The 18,300-nt window shown below is 59.4% G+C and carries 17 protein-coding genes; 2 read left to right on the top strand and 15 right to left on the bottom strand.

Annotation, left to right across the window (positions count from 1 at the left end; translation table 11 throughout):
- Positions 1-3 precede the first annotated feature (3 nt).
- Positions 4-1,167: an acyl-CoA dehydrogenase family protein gene (locus tag ACGYLQ_RS12980; protein ID WP_027264382.1), complete on the top strand. Its 1,164-nt coding sequence runs from the start codon at positions 4-6 to the stop codon at positions 1,165-1,167.
- Between the two features lie 84 nt (positions 1,168-1,251).
- Here ACGYLQ_RS12980 and ACGYLQ_RS12975 read toward each other — a convergent pair whose 3' ends face one another.
- Genes ACGYLQ_RS12975 through ACGYLQ_RS12965 form a run of 3 tightly spaced genes read right to left on the bottom strand, consistent with a single transcriptional unit; the run spans position 1,252 to position 4,478 of the window.
- Complete coding sequence (locus ACGYLQ_RS12975; protein WP_036051588.1) at positions 1,252-2,418, bottom strand: acyl-CoA dehydrogenase family protein; 1,167 nt, start codon at positions 2,416-2,418, stop codon at positions 1,252-1,254.
- A 16-nt stretch (positions 2,419-2,434) separates the two neighbouring features.
- Positions 2,435-3,673, bottom strand: coding sequence for a thiolase family protein (locus ACGYLQ_RS12970; RefSeq protein WP_027264384.1), 1,239 nt, complete (start codon positions 3,671-3,673; stop codon positions 2,435-2,437).
- A 16-nt stretch (positions 3,674-3,689) separates the two neighbouring features.
- Positions 3,690-4,478 (bottom strand): enoyl-CoA hydratase/isomerase family protein, encoded by a 789-nt coding sequence (locus ACGYLQ_RS12965; protein WP_027264385.1) that lies wholly within the window; start codon positions 4,476-4,478, stop codon positions 3,690-3,692.
- Between the two features lie 41 nt (positions 4,479-4,519).
- Between ACGYLQ_RS12965 and ACGYLQ_RS12960 the strand changes: the two genes are divergently transcribed.
- Positions 4,520-5,695: a CaiB/BaiF CoA-transferase family protein gene (locus tag ACGYLQ_RS12960; protein WP_246032508.1), complete on the top strand. Its 1,176-nt coding sequence runs from the start codon at positions 4,520-4,522 to the stop codon at positions 5,693-5,695.
- Positions 5,696-5,720: 25 nt separating this feature from the next.
- Here the strand turns inward: ACGYLQ_RS12960 and ACGYLQ_RS12955 are convergent, their stop codons facing one another.
- From ACGYLQ_RS12955 to ACGYLQ_RS12900, 12 genes are all read right to left on the bottom strand, one after another.
- Positions 5,721-6,509 (bottom strand): SDR family NAD(P)-dependent oxidoreductase, encoded by a 789-nt coding sequence (locus ACGYLQ_RS12955; protein ID WP_394443353.1) that lies wholly within the window; start codon positions 6,507-6,509, stop codon positions 5,721-5,723.
- A 12-nt stretch (positions 6,510-6,521) separates the two neighbouring features.
- Positions 6,522-7,313 (bottom strand): ABC transporter ATP-binding protein, encoded by a 792-nt coding sequence (locus ACGYLQ_RS12950; protein WP_027264388.1) that lies wholly within the window; start codon positions 7,311-7,313, stop codon positions 6,522-6,524.
- Positions 7,314-7,374: 61 nt separating this feature from the next.
- Entirely contained in the window at positions 7,375-8,613 is a 1,239-nt protein-coding gene (locus ACGYLQ_RS12945; RefSeq protein ID WP_027264389.1) for an ABC transporter substrate-binding protein, read from the bottom strand.
- Positions 8,614-8,647: 34 nt separating this feature from the next.
- Positions 8,648-9,700: a branched-chain amino acid ABC transporter permease gene (locus tag ACGYLQ_RS12940; RefSeq protein WP_027264390.1), complete on the bottom strand. Its 1,053-nt coding sequence runs from the start codon at positions 9,698-9,700 to the stop codon at positions 8,648-8,650.
- A gap of 3 nt (positions 9,701-9,703) precedes the next feature.
- Positions 9,704-10,588: a branched-chain amino acid ABC transporter permease gene (locus ACGYLQ_RS12935; protein ID WP_027264391.1), complete on the bottom strand. Its 885-nt coding sequence runs from the start codon at positions 10,586-10,588 to the stop codon at positions 9,704-9,706.
- A 15-nt stretch (positions 10,589-10,603) separates the two neighbouring features.
- Positions 10,604-12,559 (bottom strand): AMP-binding protein, encoded by a 1,956-nt coding sequence (locus tag ACGYLQ_RS12930; RefSeq protein ID WP_245601550.1) that lies wholly within the window; start codon positions 12,557-12,559, stop codon positions 10,604-10,606.
- A gap of 46 nt (positions 12,560-12,605) precedes the next feature.
- Positions 12,606-13,385: an ABC transporter ATP-binding protein gene (locus ACGYLQ_RS12925; RefSeq protein ID WP_028288584.1), complete on the bottom strand. Its 780-nt coding sequence runs from the start codon at positions 13,383-13,385 to the stop codon at positions 12,606-12,608.
- A 212-nt stretch (positions 13,386-13,597) separates the two neighbouring features.
- A complete protein-coding gene (locus ACGYLQ_RS12920; RefSeq protein WP_027264394.1) occupies positions 13,598-14,437 on the bottom strand; it encodes a MaoC family dehydratase N-terminal domain-containing protein in 840 nt (279 codons plus the stop codon).
- 11 nt (positions 14,438-14,448) lie between these two features.
- A complete protein-coding gene (locus tag ACGYLQ_RS12915) occupies positions 14,449-15,612 on the bottom strand; it encodes an acyl-CoA dehydrogenase family protein (protein WP_027264395.1) in 1,164 nt (387 codons plus the stop codon).
- A 3-nt stretch (positions 15,613-15,615) separates the two neighbouring features.
- Entirely contained in the window at positions 15,616-16,410 is a 795-nt protein-coding gene (locus ACGYLQ_RS12910) for a citryl-CoA lyase (RefSeq protein WP_027264396.1), read from the bottom strand.
- Positions 16,410-17,324, bottom strand: coding sequence for an SDR family NAD(P)-dependent oxidoreductase (locus ACGYLQ_RS12905; protein WP_027264397.1), 915 nt, complete (start codon positions 17,322-17,324; stop codon positions 16,410-16,412). The genes ACGYLQ_RS12910 and ACGYLQ_RS12905 overlap by 1 nt, the downstream gene beginning before the upstream one ends.
- A 12-nt stretch (positions 17,325-17,336) precedes the next feature.
- On the bottom strand, positions 17,337-18,296 hold the full coding sequence (locus ACGYLQ_RS12900; protein WP_027264398.1) for a hydroxymethylglutaryl-CoA lyase: 960 nt from the start codon (positions 18,294-18,296) through the stop codon (positions 17,337-17,339).
- Between the last annotated feature and the right edge of the window lie 4 nt (positions 18,297-18,300).

Here is an 18,300-nt window from a genome sequence, read left to right as displayed (position 1 = left end):
CGCATGGATTTCGATCTCACCGAAGAGCAACGGGCCATCCGCGACGCGGTGGCCAGGATCTGCTCGCGTTTCGACGATGCCTACTGGCTGGAACGCGAACGAACCGGGACCTTCCCCGAAGATTTTGCGGCCGAGATCGCAAAGGGCGGTTTCTATGGCGTCACGATGGAAGAGCAGTATGGCGGATCGGGCCTGGGTATCACAGAGGCATCGCTGGTCATGCAGGAGATCGGGCGTTACGGCGCGGCGGCCAGTTCCGCGGTGCATATCAATATCTTTGGGCTGCAACCGGTGGTCGGCTTCGGCACCGACGAACAGAAGGCTCGAATGCTGCCGCCTCTGATCCGCGGAGAGCACCGCTCCTGCTTCGGCGTAACCGAACCGGACGCCGGCCTTGATACCACGCATATCTCGACCTTTGCGCGCCGACGCGAAGACGGTGGGTATGTGGTCAACGGGCGCAAGGTCTGGACCTCGACCGCACAGCGCGCAGATCACATCCTGCTGGTGACCCGGACCACGCCCATCGAGGACTGCGAGCGACCGACCGACGGCATGTCAGTGTTCTACACCGATTTCGACCGCAGCAAGATCGACGTGCATGAAATTGCCAAGATGGGCCGCAAGGCGGTCGACTCCAACGCTATCTTCATTGATGGGCTGGAGGTGCCCGAAGAGGACCGCATCGGCGCGGAAGGTGAGGGTTTCAAGGTCCTGCTCCACGGGCTGAATGCCGAGCGGATCATTGTCGCCGCGGCTGCGGTCGGGTTTGGGATGTACGTACTGGAAAAGGCGGCCGCCTATGCGCGCGAACGCGTCGTCTTCGACCGTCCAATCGGCCAGAACCAGGCGATCCAGCATCCGCTGGCCTCGGTGTGGATGCGCCTTCAGGCGGCGGAACTGATGACCTACAAAGCCGCCACGCTTTACGATCAGGGCAAGCCCTGCGGGCTGGAGGCCAATACCGCGCGCAACCTCGCCGGCTCGGCGGCCTACGAAGCGGCATTCCGCGCGGTGCGCACCCACGGCGGCTTTGGCTTCGCGCAGGAATACCACGTCGAGCGTTACTTTCGCGAAAGCGTACTGAACTTCATCGCGCCGGTCAGCGAGGAGTTGATCCTCTCCTACGTGGCCGAGAAGGCATTGGGGATGCCCAAGTCCTACTGACTCTTCGCCCGTATCGCGATCACTCCGGGTCGTGCCCACCCTCGACGCTGACGAGCGCCGACGGTGGGGCGGCCAAGGCCCTTTTCAGAACGCGTTAAGCCCGGTCAGGTTGCGCCCGATGACCAGTTTTTGGATTTCGGTGGTGCCATCGGGAATCGGCATGACCTTTGCATTGCGGAAGTGCCGTTCAACGGGGAACTCTTTGGTGATGCCGTTGCCGCCGTGGATCTGCACCGCTTTGCCGGCGATTTCGACGGCCATTTCGGTTGCATACCATTTCGCCATCGAGGTCTGGGTGTCACAGCGCACGCCCAGGTCCAGAAGTTGCAGCCCGCGCTGGCACAACAGGCGCGCGGCATCCAGGTGCGTGGCCATGTCGGCCAGGTAGCCTTGAATCAACTGGTGCCCGCCGATCGGCTTACCATGTTGTTGGCGATCCTGCGCATATTTGACGGCACATTCCAACGCCGCCTGCGCTATGCCAATGCTCGTCAGGCCGACAAACACGCGAGCGCTCTCAAACAGTTTCAATGTCTGGAACAGGCCGCCGCCTGCATTACCCAGAACATGGTCAGCGCTGGTTTCGGCACGGTCGAAAAACAATTCGCAGGTCGATGCACCGACAAGCCCCAGCTTGCGCAATTCGCGGCTCTCGTAGTTGCCGGTATCGCGGTCGACGATGACCATGGAAATACCGTCGTCCAGATTGCAGACAACGATGGCGAAATCCGACTGGGCCCCATTGGAAATCCAGAGCTTCTGGCCAGTGACGAAAATCTTATCGCCCTCGCGGTCCGCACGTGTCTTGACCTCGCGTACGTTCGAACCGACCTCTGGTTCGGAAATACAGGTGGCACAGATCCGTTCGCTGCGCAGGAGCGGCTTCAGATAGGCCTCTTTCTGCGCCACATTTCCCAAGAGGTTGACCGCGAACACGGCATGACCCTGAATCAGCACCGCGATTGCCAGATCGGCCCATATCCGGGCCAGTTCCTCGTATAGGATGCCATAGGTCATGCGGTCGATTCCGGCACCGCCGTCCTCTTCGGGGATCAGGCCGCTGATCAGCCCGAATTCCTCGACCTTGGCGAACAGGGACTTCAGGGTTTTCGCATCGGGGGGGTGGCCGAGGTTCTCGTATTTCTCGGCCAGCGGCGCGAACTCTGCCTCGGCCATCTTGCGGAAGTTTTCCAGCAACATGCGTTGCTCATCTGTATAGATTGCCTGAGCGGCGGCGATCACGTTTTCCATGGTTCGTCTCCTTGTTTCAACGGCCCAGAATGGTGACGCAGGCGGCCGCTTCTTCTACCCCGTGCAACCCCCCGCCGTTTTCGGCGATGGCGTTCTTTGCCCCTTCGACCTGACGCGCGCCAGCTTCGCCGCGTAGTTGCGTGACCAGTTCGAAAACCTGCCCTATCCCTGTGGCACCGACCGGGTGGCCCTTGGATTCCAACCCGCCCGAGGGGTTCACCGGAATGCGTCCACCGATCTTTGTCTCGCCGCGCAGACTGGCGGGACCGCCCTCGCCGAATTCGACAAATCCGAGGTTCTCGATCTGGATCACTTCGCCCACGGCCGTGGCGTCATGCACTTCGGCCACCGATATATCCTCGGGGCCGATCCCGGCCTGTTCATAGGCCTCAAGCGCGGCAAGCCGGGTCAGGTGGTTCTTGTAATCTTCCGGCGGACGATCGGTGCCCGAGCGCAGGATCGCGGCCTTGACCTTGATCGCGCGCGCGGGATCTAGGCCCAGACGTTTTATCCCCTCGCCGGTGCATAAAACGGCCGCAGCGGCCCCGTCCGAGATCGGGGCGCACATCGGCAGGGTCAGCGGATAGGTGATCGGCGGCGCGGCCAATACCCGATCGACGCTCATGGCTTCTCGGTATTGCGCCAGTGGATTATGCACGGAATGCGCATGGTTCTTGGCGGCGACGGCGGCGAACTGTTCCTGAGTTGTGCCAAAGGTCTTCATGTGCAGCCGGGCGAAGCCTGCGTAGACATCCATGAACACGCTGTAGGGCTTGGGCGATTTCGATCCTTCGGGTTCCTCGACCCCTGCACCCAGATCGGCCAGCCGTTGCGCGACCTCTTCGCTGTTGCTGACGTCCCAGCCGCTGTCGAAGGCCGAAAACATCAACGCACGGTCGTCAGAATACATCTTTTCGGCGCCCACGGCGAGACAGCAGTCGCCATTGCCGGCCTTGAGGAAATCGACTGCCAGTTTGAACCCGGTCGAGGCGCTGGCGCAGGCGTTTTCGACATTCACCACCGGAATGCCCTGAATGCCCATTTCACGCAGCGCGATTTCGCCGCGGATCATGTGCTGGCCCTCCATGTGGCCCTGCACCGCGTTCGAGAAGAATGCGCCGTCGATACGATCTGCCGTCACTCGGGCATCGGAAAGCGCGGCGGCGACGGCCTCGCCGGTCATGTCCTTGATGGTTTTGTCCCGGAACTTTCCGAACGGCGTCATCCCGATGCCAACGATGTAAATGTCCTGCATCGTTTGTCCTCCTGACCTAGTATCCGCGAAACTGCGGTTTTCGTTTTTCATTGAACGCCGACAGACCCTCGTGCATGTCCCAGGATCGCATGTGCGCGCGCAGGTTCAGCATCTCTTCGGAAAGCGCGGCGGTTTCGTCCACGTCCAGCGACCGATTGGAAACCGTCTTCATGCGGCGTAAGACCGCCGGGCTTTTTTCTGCCAGCCTGTCGGTAAAGGCCTGCACCGCTTGTCGCAGGTCTTCGTCCGCGACGACCTTGTTCACCAGTCCCCAGTCCATCATGTCCCGTGCCGAAACGTTCTCGCCCGAGAACAGCAGGTATTTCGCGCGGTTCAGGCCAATCCTACGCGGCAGGATCGCCGCACCGCCGGCCCCGGGAAAGACGCCAAAGTTGGAATGTGCGTCGCCCAGTTGCGCGCTTTCGGCGGCAAAGACCAGATCGCAGGCCATCACCATTTCCAAACCGCCCGCCATCGCCAGCCCGTTCACTGCGGCGATCACCGGTTTCGGGCCATGTCGCATAAGCCCAAACGTGTGATCGACAAGATCCAGAAGATCCGGCTCGCCTGGTGCATGTTTGGCGCCAGCAACTTCTTTCAGATCGGCACCGGCGCAGAATGCCCGGCCAGAGCCGGTCAGGACAATTGTACGCACCCCATCGTCGGCCAGCGCCGATTCCAGTGCTGCCGCCATCTCGCGCAGCATCTGCGTTGACATTGCGTTGAGCTGTTCGGTGCGCTGGAAGGTAATCCATTCAGTTTTTGCGACCCGCTCAACGAATAGCGTCTGCTTTGCCTCACTCATGCTAAGCTCCTGATAATTATACATATTATTGGTTTTTCGCCTTGTCTTTTGCGGCGATTTACGCTGCACTCGGGCGGACCCGCACGTGGAAAACAAAAGAACTGGAGATTGATATGAGCACTGCACCCCTGGCCGGCCTGAAAATCCTCAGCCTTGCCGAACAGTTTCCCGGTCCCTATGCCACAATGCTGTTGTCCGACATGGGAGCCGAGGTGATCATGATTGAACGCCCGGGCATCGGTGATCCGGCCCGGCAATTTCCGCCCTTGTTCCGGGCACTGAACCGAGGCAAGCGCAGCGTTGCGTTGGATCTGAAATCGGCCGAGGGGCTGGCACGGTTTCGCGAACTGGCCAAGGAATCGGATGTCATCGTCGAAGGGTTCCGCCCTGGCAAGCTTGCGGCCTTGGGTGCCGGTTTCGAGGACATGCGTAGTGTCAACTCGCGGCTGGTTTATGTATCGATTTCGGGTTACGGGCAGGACGGCCCCTATCGTGACAGGGCTGGCCATGACCTGAGCTATGAAGGGGTTGGCGGTTTGCTGGCCGATCAGGCCGATGCAAAGCAGCCCGGCCCTGTGCCGCCGATCCCCCTTGCGGATGTTGGCGCGGCGTTGTTCGCGGCGATCGCAATCCTGTCGGCGGTGGTGTCGAGCCAGCGCACAGGGCAGGGGCGTTACGTGGACGTGTCCATGTCGGATGCGGTGGTTTCGATGTTGACCGCATTCCTCGTTCCCGCCGCCAATGGAACACCGCTGGGCGAATTTATCGCCGAGCCGGGCTATGGCGTGTTCACCTGCAAAGACGGCAAGCTCTTGACCTTGTCCATCGCGCATGAGGACTGGTTCTGGAAACCGTTCTGCGATGTGATCGACAGGGCGGATCTTGCGCCGTTGACAGGCCGCGACCGTGTCGCCCGCAAGGCCGCGCTGCGCGAAGAAATCGCGGCGATTCTGGTTGGCAAGACGCGCGCCGAATGGGGCGACCTTCTGGATAAGGCGGGGGTGCCATGGGGTCCGGTCAATTCCCTGGTCGAAACGTTGGACGACCCCCATGTGCGTGCGCGCCAGCTGCTGCGCAAGATTACGCATGACGGCGGCAAGGCCGAGACTTTTATTGTCCAGCCGTTGAAATTTGATGGCTTCGAAACCGCAACACCGAATCTGCCCCCTGAACTCGGGGCAGATAATGACAGCGTTTTTTCGGACGACGCCACCTAGAGGCGGCGGTTGGTCGATGTCTACTCTAGCAGGCAAACGAATACCCACCATTCACTGGATAGGTCTGTCCGGTGATCCAGCTGGCAGCATCCGAGCAGAGGAACAGGATCATTCCGGCGGGGTCTTCCGGCTCGCCCAGACGGCGGATCACGTATTGCGACAATGCCCGCTTCTCGGTCTCTGCATCCGGGATCAGGTCGGCGACAGCCGGAGTTCTTGTGCCCCCCAAGGCGACGCAATTCGCGGTGATCCCGAACCGGCCGCCGGCCTTTGCAATTGCCCGCATGAAGCCGGCCGCACCGGCCTTGGCCCCGGAATAAACCGCCAGATGCGGTTCACCGACACGGCCGGCGTCGGAAATGACGATCACAATGCGCCCATAGCCACTGTTAACCATCAACGGCATGGCGTGACGGGTGCAGTTCAGCACCCCATCGAAATTGGTGGCCATCCAGCGGCGCCATTCATCGGGATCGGATTCCCAAAAAGGGACCAGATCGTCGAGCCGCGATGTCGGCCCGGCGTTGCCCGCATTGTTGACCAGAATATCCACGCCGCCAAATGTGGTCTGCGTTTCGGCAAACGCCGCGCCAACCGCGTCGAAATCCGAGACGTCGAAGGCGAGCGGCAGAGCCTTTGCACCCGCTGCCTCCACTTCCGCGGCAACGCTTTCGGCCCGTTCGGCGTGAAAATCGTTGACAACGATGGCACCGGCTCCGTGTTCCGCCAGATAAAGCGCGACTTGCCGACCAACGCCTTGCCCCGCTCCGGTTACAAATGCGGTACGACCTTTGATGGAAAGCAGGTTACTCATCTTCGCTCCTTTCTATCCCAGCCATCTCTTCCGGCGGCGATAGTGTTTGATATCTCGATAGCTTTTGCGCTCGCCCGATGCGGTTACGCCGAGATAGAATTCCTTGATGTCCTCGTTGTCAGCGAGCTTGTCGGCAGGGCCGTCCATCACGATCCGGCCGTTCTCCATCACATAGGCATAGTCGGCGATCGATAGCGCCGCGGCGCTGTTTTGTTCGACCAGGAAGAAGGTCGTGCCTTCTGACTTGAGCTGCTTGAGCACTTCATAAACATCCCGGACCATCATCGGGGCCAATCCCAACGACGGTTCGTCGATCGCGATGATCTTGGGGCTGGCCATCATGGCCCGGCCGATCAGCAGCAGTTGTTGTTCGCCACCAGACATGAAGCCAGAGGTGCGGTTGCGCAGGTCCGCAAGCCGGGGCATCAAGGTGTAAACATGGTCCAGGCGCTTTTTCAGCTCGGCGGAGTTGGGCACCATGTGCCCGCCGACGATCAGGTTTTGCTCTGACGTCAGATGCCGCAAAACGCGCCGCCCTTCCATCACATGGATGAGACCGTTCTTCACGACTTCCGAGGCTTCCATGTTCTGAATGGGAGTTCCGTCCAGAACGATGGACCCCGCCGAAACGGTTCCATCCTCGGATTTGAGCGTTCCCGAGATGGCTTTAAGCGTCGTGCTTTTTCCTGCGCCATTGCCACCGAGCAGAGCAACACATTGTCCCGCACGGACTGTCATGGACACGCCTTTGAGCGCCAGGATGACGTCGGAATATGTCACCTCTACGTTGTTGAGTTCCAGCATGGTCATATTGCCCGGGGCTAAGGATCAGAACGGGCGCCGCGACTGCGGCGCCCGGATTAATTCACCATTTCTCAACTTGCGGAACGTCGACACCCGTTGCCGCGATGGTGATTTTCCCATCTTTGACGGTGCCCACATTCACTTTGAGGCCTTCCAATGGGAACGGTGCTTCTGGCGTAAAGGACAAGGTCGGCAGGAACCCATGGGTTTCTTCGGTGGTGATCGGTTTGGCAAAAAGCGCCTCACGTACCATCTCTCCGGTCAGGCCCTCGGCGCCGTTCGCCTCGATCGCGTGATCGATCACGGTCACGGTATAGAGACCCTGAGATACGCCCATTGCGGTCACGACGTTCCAAGGTGCTTCGAGTCCGTAATCGGCAACCAATGTCTCGTAGAATTGTCGCGCGGGAGTGTCCTCATCGGCCGCAATCACCATGCCGTAGGCTTCAAAGTCCCCCTCCATTTGCTCAAGCCCGCCAAGCGCGCTACCCGAGGCTGGAAGCCCGTTATGCGAACTCATCATGATCGGGATGTTCGCCCCGTTGGCCTGCAGCCCACGTTTCGCGGCAACCACGATAGAGGTGTTCGTTTGGATTACCAGCACCTCGGCCCCGGCTCGTACAACGCGGCGCATTTGCCCCGTCAGATCGGTGGGTTGAACTTCGGTATAGATGACCTCGACGAGGTCGATCTCCTCGGGGTGCTCTTCGGCATAGAGTTCAATGCCCTTTGCCATGTCGACATAGGCAGGCGATGCTTCTGAGGCGAGGATCGCAACCTTGAGCGGTTCGTCTCCGCCGCGCTGTTCACGCATCCAGTTCAGAAAGCCGACACTTTCGTGCGAATAGGTCGGGCGTGGGTTGAAAATCCAGGCATCCGGTTGCCAGGCAAAACCGTAGGCCGCTGTGGCCATGAACATCGGGATTTTGTCTTCCGGCAGGCGTTCGGAAAGGGCCGCGACGTCGGGCCCGCCGAGGCCGACAACCGCAATCGGGTCCAGTTCCGATTTGATCCCGGGCCAGAGACTTGCCACCTGTGCCGCGTCATAGCGGGTTTCGTAGTTTTTGTAGTTCAGCGTGACGCCAAGTTCCTTGCCGCGGGTTTCATTCCACCAGGTGAACACAGCCTCACGTCCGCCGGCCAGAATGGGCATGATGTCAGCATAAGGGCCGGAAAAGTCCGACAGCAGGGCCAGATTATAGGTCTCTTCGGCCTGCGCCTTCAAAGGCATGGTCGCCGCGGCCGCCAAGGCAGCCGCAGCCAGAAAGCCGCGAAGACCTCGATTCGATTGGTAAGTCATATTCTTCCTCCCAGGTTTAGAGCCGCTCTATTTCTCAGTAAGGAAACGGCCAGATACGGTATGACGACTTCAGGATGTTCCAGCGGTGCATCAGCCCCTTGGGTTCGAGGATCATAAACAATGCGATCACGCCGCCAAGAACGACATTCATGCCAGCGAACACGATGTCACCGCCAAGGAATGATACCGAGTCGGCGATATTGGGGCCGACCGTCGCGATAATTTCCTGGATGATGCGGATAATGAAGACGCCGATCAGGGCCCCCACGATTGAACCCATCCCGCCGACGATGATCATCGCGACGAAGAAGATCGAGTGAAACAGGGTGAACTGGTCTACCCCCACGAAGCGGATCAGATAGGCCCAAAGCGCCCCGCCGACGCCCGCATAGAAAGCGCCGATCAGGAAGGCATTTGCCTTTGTGGCCGCGACATTGATCCCCATTATACCCGCGGCCACGTCATCATCCCTGACCGCCACGAAGGCACGGCCGAAGCGTGACCGAACGATCCCGAACGCGCCCGCCACCATGATCGCGGTGACCGCGAAATTCAGATAGAACTGCGAAGATTCGCTGACAAATCGCAGCCCGAAAAGCTCGGCCGGGGGCACGGTGATACCGTTCGATCCACCCAGCCAGGTAGACGGCAGGTTCAATACGGCAAAGTGGAACAGGAACTGAGCTGCAATCGTGGTCAGTGCCAGATAGAACCCCTTGATCCGCGCCGCGGTCAAGCCAAAGAGAAAGCCGAACAGCGCAGCCGAGAGCCCGGCCAGAGGAATGGTCAGCAGAAACGTAAGGCCGGTCTTCGAGGCCAGTATCGAGGCCGTATAGGCCCCGACCCCCATGAAAGCCGCCTGACCCAGGTTGATCTGGCCCGCATAGCCGGTGCAGATCTGAAGCCCGACGGCGATGACGGCGCTGATCATCATCATATTCAGGATAGCGATGATACGGCTGCTCACCAGGTAAGGCGCCAACAGCAGTAGAGCCATGAATACGACGAGGGCCAGAAACTGCCAGCGCGTTCGGATCAAACGTCTGTCACTGCGATAGCTTGTCGGGAATACGCCGGAAGGGTCCATGGATTACACCCGTTCAATTGTGCGCCAGCCGAACAGGCCGGTCGGTCGGATCAGCAGAATGGCAAGCATGATGATATAGGGGACAACGCTGCCCAGTGACCCTCCGATCAGCGGGTCAAGATAGTTGGTTGTCAGGCTCTGGACGATGCCGATAATCACGCCCGCAAGGATCAGCCCGCCGATGGATTCCAGCCCGGCAAACAGCGCCACCGGCAGGGCCGCGAACCCGATATCCGAGGCCAGGAAGGTCAGCGATTTGCCGCTGAGAAAGATCATCGCACCAATTGTGGACAGGATTGCCCCGAGAACCCAGGCAAAGGCAATCGAGCCTTTCACCGAAATGCCCATCGAGGAGGCCACGACGTGGTCTTCCGCCACGGCGGTCATCCGCAGGCCGGACCGGGTCCGGTTGAAGAACCACGACAGGCCGACGGCGGCGACAATGGTGATGATCCCGCCTATCAGGAGGTTCATCGGGATCAACATGTCGCCGAGGAACAAGGGTTTCAGCGGGAAAATGATCGGGAAGGGCCGCACGGCGGGACCGAACACAAGCAGCACCAGACCGCGCAGCAGGATCAGAAGACCGACGGTGACCATGACCATCGAGAAAACCGATTCACCGATCAGCTTTGTCAGGAAAATCCGTTCGATTGCGTACCCGACCAGCCCGGCCAGAACCAGCGAAAGGGGTATCGACAACCAAAGGCTAAGCCCCGCTTGCATCGTTGTGAACCAGACGATGAACCCGCCGATGATCACAAGCTCGCCCTGCGCGAAGTTGAACACCTTGCTGGCGCGATAAATCACAACAAAGCCCATGGCCACCAGCGAATACAGAAGGCCGATCAAAGCCCCGGTAATGATGTCATTGATGAAATAGACCATTGTCGCCGACCTCCTTTAAGATTTGGACTGCCGCTTGGCAGCCTTCGATGCGTTTTCAACATCCGACACGCGAACCGTGGTCTTGAGAACGCCTTGACGACCGTCCTGATAGGTCACAGCGATTTCGAGATCTGTCTCGTCATCGCCAGCATAGATCGCCTCGACGAGCTTGGCATACCGTTCCTCCAGAAAGGCCCGGCGAAGCTTTCGGCTGCGGGTCAACTCGCCTTCATCCGGGTCGAGTTCCTTGGGAAAATTCGCAAAACGTGCCACGCGCGAGCCTTCGGGCAGGAGCGCATTGATGCGCGCCACTTCGCCTTTGATAAGGTCCAGAACTTCGGGTTTCTGCGACAGATCGGTGTAGGTCGAAAAGCTGATCTTGTTCTCTTCCGCCCAACGCCCGAGAACTTCCATATCGATATTGATAAGCGCGCTGACGAAATTCCGGCGTTCGTCGCCCAATGTCATGAGGTCCTTGATGAAGGGGCTATACCGCAACCGCGTTTCGATGAACTGCGGCGGATAGCTGTGACCGTTTGCCAGGCGGCGCATGTCCTTGACACGGTCAAAGAACAATAGCTCGCCGTCGTCGGTCATCGAGACCGCATCACCGGTCTTGTACCAACCGTCTTCGGTCAGCACCTCTGCGGTCTTTTCGGGCTTGCCGTGATAGCCGCCGAAGCCCGATCCGCCACGCACCTGAAGCTCCCCTTCGTCCGAGACCCTGTATTCCAGCGGTTCGCCGTAGTTCGTGTTGCTTTGCATCCAGCTGCCGCTGGTTTCCAGCTGATAGCTTTCGCCGACATGCGCGGTCAGAAGGCCGATTTCGGTCGCGCCATACACGTTGCGCAGCTTAACCCCCATCGCGTGGAACATACGAAAGACGTCAGGTGCCATCAGGGCGCCGCCGCTCATTGCGTTTTTGGCCTTACCAAGGCCAAGATTGTCGCGCAGGTGATGCAGCACCAGAGCTTCGGCAAAGGGAAGCTGCAGGCGTGCGGCAAGGCTGGGGCTACGCCCTTCCAGCCGCTCGACGTAAACGTTGCGGCCAACCTTCATGCCCCAATTGTACATCGCATTGCGGAACTTGCCCGCGCCCAGCATCCGGGCCTGAACGATGGAGGCGAGGTTTTCCCACTGGCGCGGACTGAACACCAGTGCATCAACCGCCAGTTCGCGAATGTTGGTCAGTACGTCTTCAGGGCCTTCGGGAAAATTGACGACCATGGGCGCGATCAAACCGATCGACAGGCCGAAAATCTGTTCCGTGACCCAGGCAGGCGAAATGTAGGTCAGGTATTCGGTGCCCGGCGCGATTTCGATTGCCCCCATCACCCGCGAGCAATTGTCGAACAGGTAGCGATGGCTGATGACAACGCCCTTGGGTTTTCCCGTGGTCCCCGAAGTATAGGACAGCAAGGCGGTATCGTCCGCCCGTCCACGTTTTACGTGTTCTTCAAATCTGGCGGGTTCCTTGGCGTGGATCTGACGCCCTGCCGCGCTCACACTTTCAAACGAATGCAACAGGGGATGATCATAGCCCCACAGACCGGAATCGTCCCAGTAAACGACCGCCAGGGCGCCCGAGTACTTGCCCGCAATCTCGATGCATTTATCGACCTGCTCCTGATCCTGCGCCAGAAAAACCCGCGTTTGCGAGTCTTCGGCCAGATACAGAATCTCTTCAGCGTTTTGATCCGGATAGACAGACAGGACTTTGCCGCCTAACGACTGGACGGCGTATTCAGCCCAGAAATGTTCGGGTTCGTTTTCGCCAATCATCATGACGGATTCGCCAGCCGACAAGCCCAGGTTCTCCAACCCGAGAGCCAGGGCGCGAACCCTGTCAAGAACATCGGCCCAGGTGAATTCACGCCAGATGCCCAGGCGCTTGTGCCGTTCGGCGAGGTTGGTCGGTGTGGATGTCGCTCGCGCGAGCAAAACCTGCGGCAGGGTTTCGCTATGTGTCACTGCTGGGTCCGAAAAGACCATTGCTGTCCGTTGTTTGACCATGCCGCTACCCCAGATATGCCTTTATGACAGCCGGGTCCTTCTGGATTTCTTCCGGGGTGCCTTCGGCGATGACCCGCCCGAAATCCAGCACCACGATCCGGTCGGCAAGGTCCATCACGACGCCCATGTCGTGCTCCACCAGAACTACCGGAATCTTGCGCGCCTCGCGCACATCGAGAATGAAGCGCGCCAGGTCTTCTTTTTCCTCCGAGTTCATGCCGGCCATCGGTTCATCCATCAGCAGGATCGACGGTTCCTGCGCCAATGCACGGCCCAGATCGACACGCTTGCGCAACCCATACCCCAACGTGCCCACGGGCCGGTTGCGGATTGCCTCGATCTCGAGAAAATCGATGATCTCCTCTGCGGCTTCACGATGTTCCGATTCCTCGCGCATCACGGGACCGAACTGGAAAAAGGCCTGGACTACATTCGATTTCATCAGCATGTGGCGGCCGATCATAATGTTTTCCACCACCGTCTGCCCGGCAAAAAGATGGGTGCCCTGAAACGTCCGCGCCAGACCGCGCCGGGCGATCTGGTCAACACGCAGGCCGGTCACGTCCTGCCCGGACAATTCGACACGGCCCTTCTGCGGACGGTAGAAGCCCGCAGTCACGTTCAGAAGTGATGTTTTTCCGGCACCATTCGGACCGATAATTGCAAGCAATTCATCGTCGGCCACGGAGATGCTCACATCGTCGAGCGCGGTCACACCGCCAAATTTCAAAGTTGCGCCACGCACCGCAAGCGGTGACGATACGTGCCCGTTATTCGTGGTCATGTTACAACCCGTGCTTTTCCCCAACACCTCATGGAGGCACGCATAGCCTGACCGCACGGTTTTCCGTTGGTTACGAGTTTTCCTCGCATCGTTCCTCCTCCCACCTCTTAATTCAGAGGTTTGCCTGGTCTATTTTACCAAGTCTCTCCGCGCAGCCTAACAGATGTTAGAAAAATTGGTCAACAACTGAATCCGCTACCAAAGGAAACCGATCAGACAGCCGCGTACTCTGCGGAAAAGCTTCGAAGACCGTTTTGATCCTGACACCAGACTGTCCCGGAGGTGCCGGTCTCTTCATTGTGCAGTTGCAATTCGCAGGGCAGGGTGAGTGGCGCGAGGCCGCGGAACGAAAACCGGTGGGGCGATGTTTTCAACGCATCCGCCGCCAGATTCAGAAGCAGCGTGGCCTGCAATGGGCCATGCACAACAAGCCCGGAATAGGCTTCGGTTTCGGTGGCGTAGACGTAATCATAGTGAATGCGATGGGCATTGAACGTCAGCGCCGAATAGCGAAACAGAAGAACAGGATCCGGTGTCAGCGTCGATCTAAGCGTGGTGGGGTCACCCGCGTCAGCTGCGCTCTCGCCCGTGCGGGGGGTGGAAATCTCACGATAAACGATCGTTTGCTGCTCCCGGATACAAAGCCGGTTGCCACTCAGATACTCATGTTCGACGGTCACAAACACCAATGGTCCACTACGGCCCTGCTTGGCCACAATATCCCTGATCGAAGAGCGCCGGGTGATGGTTTCGCCGATTTTCAGCGGCGCGATATGTTTAACATCGCCGCCGGCCCACATCCGGGCGGGCAGCGGGACAGGGGGTAGGAATCCACCCCTTGCGGCATGGCCGTCTTCTGACAGGGCGGTCGCTGGCACGGTATCAAGGGAAATGCACCAATGAATTCCCAGCGGGACATCGCCTGATCCGTCCCAAAGATGCGGACCGAGCGTGGCGCGGAATTTGTCGATCAGCCCCTCCGTCAGAACGTCTTCTTTAGTCTCGGTGCGTCCCAGCCAGGGCGCCAGCGCGTCAAGGTCGATCTCACCCATAATCCTGGCCTTCAGAACGATCTTGGCATGCCGAGGATATGTTCTCCGACATATGACAGGATCAGGTTGGTCGAGATCGGGGCGACCTGATAGAGGCGCGCCTCGCGGAACTTGCGCTCGACATCGTATTCCCGTGCGAAACCGAAGCCGCCATGGGTCTGGATGCAGGCATTGGCCGCTTCCCAGCTGGCCTCCGAAGCCAGCAGCTTGGCCATATTCGCCTGTGCTCCGCAATCCAGCCCAGCATCGAACCGCCTGCAGGCTTCAAAGCGCATCAGATTGGCGGCCTCGATGTTCACATAGGACCTGGCGATAGGGAATTGCACGCCCTGGTTCTGGCCGATGGGGCGGTCAAAGACCATGCGGTCGCCGGCATAGGTGCGGGCCTTGTCGACGAACCAGTATCCATCACCGATACATTCCGCCGCAATCAGGGTACGTTCGGCGTTCAGCCCGTCAAGAATATGGTAAAATCCGCGCCCCTCGGTCCCGATCAGGTTCTCGGCGGGGATTTCCAGGTTGTCGAAAAACACTTCATTGGTTTCGTGGCCGGGCATATTGGCGATGGGGCGGACCTCCATGCCGTTGCCGATCGCCTCTTTCAGATCGACCATGAAGATCGACAGGCCCTGCGATTTCTTCTTGACCTCGGCCAGCGGCGTGGTGCGTGCCAGCAGGATCATCAGGTCGGAATGCTGGATACGGCTGATCCAGACCTTCTGGCCATTGATCTCATACCGGTCGCCCTTTTTCACCGCCGTGGTCTTCAGTTTGGTGGTGTCGGTGCCGGTGGTCGGTTCGGTCACGGCCATGGATTGCAGGCGCAATTCGCCGCTGGCGATGCCGGGCAGATATTTCTGTTTCTGCTCCTCCGAACCATGCCGCAGCAGCGTGCCCATATTGTACATCTGCCCGTGGCAATGGCCCGCGTTGCCGCCGCAGCGGTTCACCTCCTCCATGATGATCGAGGCTTCCGTCAGGCCCAGACCCGAGCCGCCGTATTCTTCTGGGATCATCGCGGCGAGCCAGCCCTCGCGGGTCAGCGCATCGACGAATTCCTCGGGGTAGGTTTCATCCTCGCCGAACTTGCGATGATATTCTGGCGGAAACTGCGCGCAAAGTGCGCGCAAGGCGTCGCGCAGATCGGTGTGAGTGTCTGGGGCTGACGTCTGCATCGGTTACTTCGCTCCTGAACCCGACGTTTCAAGAATTTCCTGCTCGGCACGCTGCCAAAGCTCATAGGAAATCGGGTTTTCGCTCTCTTCGAGGATATGACCGACCAGACCGATGGCGCGTGCCATGACGCCAAAGCCCCGCACGATCTTCCAGGGGAAGCCAAATTCACAGCAGATTGCTCCGATCGCCCCGGTGGCGTTAATCGGCAGCATCTTACCCGATTTTTCTTCGGCAACGGCCTGAATTTTCTGGATCAACTCGATGTATTCACCGGACTTGCCGTTCTCGGCAGCGATCTGGAACAGGCGAGGTGTGCGCGGATCGACCGGCTTGTGCACCGGATGTCCGAGCCCCGGCACGATCATCTTGCGGGCGCGGAATTTTTCCACCGTCTCGACGGCCAGCGCATCCAGATCGACACCGGTGCCCAACTTGTCCTGTGGCAGTGCCTCGTAAAGCATTTTCGAGGCACCTTCCATAGAACCGACAAAGACGGTGCCCAGCCCACACAAGCCAGCCGCCACAGCCGCCTGAAGCGATTCCGGCGCCCCCATATAGGTCATCCGCGCCGCCAGGGCCGATGGCGTGATGCCATGTTCGACAAGGGTGATGATGATGGCGTTGAAGACGCGGCTTTCCTCGAGCGTGGCCTTGCGGCCCGTCAATTGCAGAAAGGCCAGATCGCCCAGGTTCATGTGGCCGAGGATTTCGTTCGGCAAGTCGAGCCCGCGCACGCAGATCTTGTCGGGGGTGCTCCAGGCAATGTCGGAGCTGATTTTTTCTTTGCGTTTTCCCATTAGACCGGATCCCACGAAAAGACATCCGCCGAAACTTCGAGCGGTGTGAATTGCGATTTGAGCGCGGGAATGGCGCGCTCGGCGATTTCATCGGCGGTCCAGCCGTCACCGGAGTGGACGGACCGGAGCGGGCGGGGCTGGTTGAACAGGAATATCTCGTTCATCCGCACTGCAAAGATTTGCCCCGACACATCCGCCGCGCGGTCGCTCATCAGGTAACAGGCCATCGGCGCGACCTTGGCGGGGGTCATCTTCTTGACCTTCTCGACCCGCGCCTTCTGTTCCTCCGTGTCGGTCTTGATCGACGATATCATCCGGCTCCAGGCGAAGGGCGCGATGCAGTTTGACCGCACGTTCCAGCGTTTCAGGTCGAGCGCTACCGATTTCGAGAAGGCCGCGATGCCCAGCTTTGCCGCCGAATAATTCGCCTGCGCCAGATTGCCGATCAGCCCCGAGGTCGAGGTCATGTGCACGAGCGCGCCGCTTTCCTGTTCGCGGAAATAGTCGGCGGCCGCGCGGCTGGTATTGAAGGCACCATAAAGATGGACCTTCACCACCGCGTCGAAATCCTCATAGGTCATCTTGTGGAAGTAACCGTCGCGCAGAATGCCGGCGTTGTTTACCACCGCGTCGATGCGACCGAATTCCTTGACCCCGGCTTCGATCATCGCGCGCGCGGCATCGGGATCGGTGACAGAGCCGCCATCGGCAATGGCATCGCCCCCAGCGGCCCTGATCTCTTCGACGACTTTCTGCGCCGCAGTTTCTGTCTGACCGGTGCCTTTCAGGGATGCGCCCAGATCATTGACCACCACGGCGGCGCCTTCGGTAGCTGCCATCAAGGCGATATCACGCCCGATCCCACCGCCGGCCCCGGTGACCAGAACGACCTTTCCGTCAAGTGCTTTTGTCATCTTCTTGCTCCCTCAGCGTGACTTGCGGTATTTGTCCAACCCGCCGGTGTGCATGACCCGGCCCATGAGCGGCACACCGATGATCTCTTCTGCTTTGACCGCCGCTGCGATCAGCTTGTCCAGATCAATGCCGGTTTCGATGCCGAGCTCGTGACACAGGAACACTGCATCCTCGGTGCAGACATTTCCTGCGGCGCGCGCGTGGCCGTGGCCCGCGAAAGGACAGCCGCCAAGACCGGCGACGGAGCTTTCGAACATGTCCACGCCCATCGACAGGGCCGCATAAACGTTGGCGATCCCCAGCCCACGTGTGTCATGGATGTGCATACCGATGCGCGCCTCGGGCGCCAATTCGCGCAGGGCGCCGATCATCCGTTTGACCGCCTCGGGGTTTCCCCAACCCATGGTGTCGGCGACCACGAGGATCGGCACGGGGATGTTCTCTTCTTCGCATAGCTGAAGGATAAAGCGGAAATCGTCCAAGATGCGTTCTTGGGGGATGGGGCCCTCGAGGTTGCAGCCGAAAGCGGTCATCACATAGGCCGCGTCGACGGTATATCCCTCTTCCTTGTAAAGACGGACCCAGTCACGTTGTTTTTCCCGCATCTCGGCCGAGGAACAATTGTTGTTCGATTGGGCGAATGCTTCGGAAGGATAGAACAGCAGACGCGGGTCGATATCGACCTCATGCGCGGTCAGGGCCTTGCGAAACCCTTTGTCGTTCAGCCACAGCGATGTGTAGTTCACGCCCGGTTTGCGCTTGATACGCTGGAACAACTCGCCGGTGTCCGCCATCTGAGGAACGTATTTCGGGCTGACAAAGCTGCCGACCTGAATGCGTTTCAAGCCGGTTTCGCTGAGCATGTCGATCAGTTCGATCCGCTCTTCGATCGGGTAAATCTTCTTTTCGATCTGAAAACCCTCACGCGGGCCTTCTTCACGAAATTCTACGAATTTGGGAAAGTCGCTCATTTCA

The organism is Sulfitobacter sp. 1A12779 (assembly GCF_043557315.1).
Lineage (GTDB): Bacteria > Pseudomonadota > Alphaproteobacteria > Rhodobacterales > Rhodobacteraceae > Sulfitobacter > Sulfitobacter faviae.
This window is presented reverse-complemented; position numbering and strand designations above follow the sequence as displayed.

Excerpts from the sequence above, each read along its gene's own strand:
- ACGYLQ_RS12925 (WP_028288584.1), bottom strand. The coding sequence starts at position 13,385 with ATGACCACGAATAACGGGCACGTATCGTCACCGCTTGCGGTGCGTGGC.
- ACGYLQ_RS12935 (WP_027264391.1), bottom strand. The coding sequence starts at position 10,588 with ATGGTCTATTTCATCAATGACATCATTACCGGGGCTTTGATCGGCCTT.
- ACGYLQ_RS12945 (WP_027264389.1), bottom strand. The coding sequence starts at position 8,613 with ATGACTTACCAATCGAATCGAGGTCTTCGCGGCTTTCTGGCTGCGGCT.
- ACGYLQ_RS12940 (WP_027264390.1), bottom strand. The coding sequence starts at position 9,700 with ATGGACCCTTCCGGCGTATTCCCGACAAGCTATCGCAGTGACAGACGT.
- ACGYLQ_RS12915 (WP_027264395.1), bottom strand. The coding sequence starts at position 15,612 with ATGCAGACGTCAGCCCCAGACACTCACACCGATCTGCGCGACGCCTTG.
- ACGYLQ_RS12905 (WP_027264397.1), bottom strand. The coding sequence starts at position 17,324 with ATGACAAAAGCACTTGACGGAAAGGTCGTTCTGGTCACCGGGGCCGGC.
- ACGYLQ_RS12980 (WP_027264382.1), top strand. The coding sequence starts at position 4 with ATGGATTTCGATCTCACCGAAGAGCAACGGGCCATCCGCGACGCGGTG.
- ACGYLQ_RS12950 (WP_027264388.1), bottom strand. The coding sequence starts at position 7,313 with ATGCTGGAACTCAACAACGTAGAGGTGACATATTCCGACGTCATCCTG.
- ACGYLQ_RS12920 (WP_027264394.1), bottom strand. The coding sequence starts at position 14,437 with ATGGGTGAGATCGACCTTGACGCGCTGGCGCCCTGGCTGGGACGCACC.
- ACGYLQ_RS12975 (WP_036051588.1), bottom strand. The coding sequence starts at position 2,418 with ATGGAAAACGTGATCGCCGCCGCTCAGGCAATCTATACAGATGAGCAA.
- ACGYLQ_RS12955 (WP_394443353.1), bottom strand. The coding sequence starts at position 6,509 with ATGAGTAACCTGCTTTCCATCAAAGGTCGTACCGCATTTGTAACCGGA.
- ACGYLQ_RS12965 (WP_027264385.1), bottom strand. The coding sequence starts at position 4,478 with ATGAGTGAGGCAAAGCAGACGCTATTCGTTGAGCGGGTCGCAAAAACT.
- ACGYLQ_RS12910 (WP_027264396.1), bottom strand. The coding sequence starts at position 16,410 with ATGGGAAAACGCAAAGAAAAAATCAGCTCCGACATTGCCTGGAGCACC.
- ACGYLQ_RS12970 (WP_027264384.1), bottom strand. The coding sequence starts at position 3,673 with ATGCAGGACATTTACATCGTTGGCATCGGGATGACGCCGTTCGGAAAG.
- ACGYLQ_RS12900 (WP_027264398.1), bottom strand. The coding sequence starts at position 18,296 with ATGAGCGACTTTCCCAAATTCGTAGAATTTCGTGAAGAAGGCCCGCGT.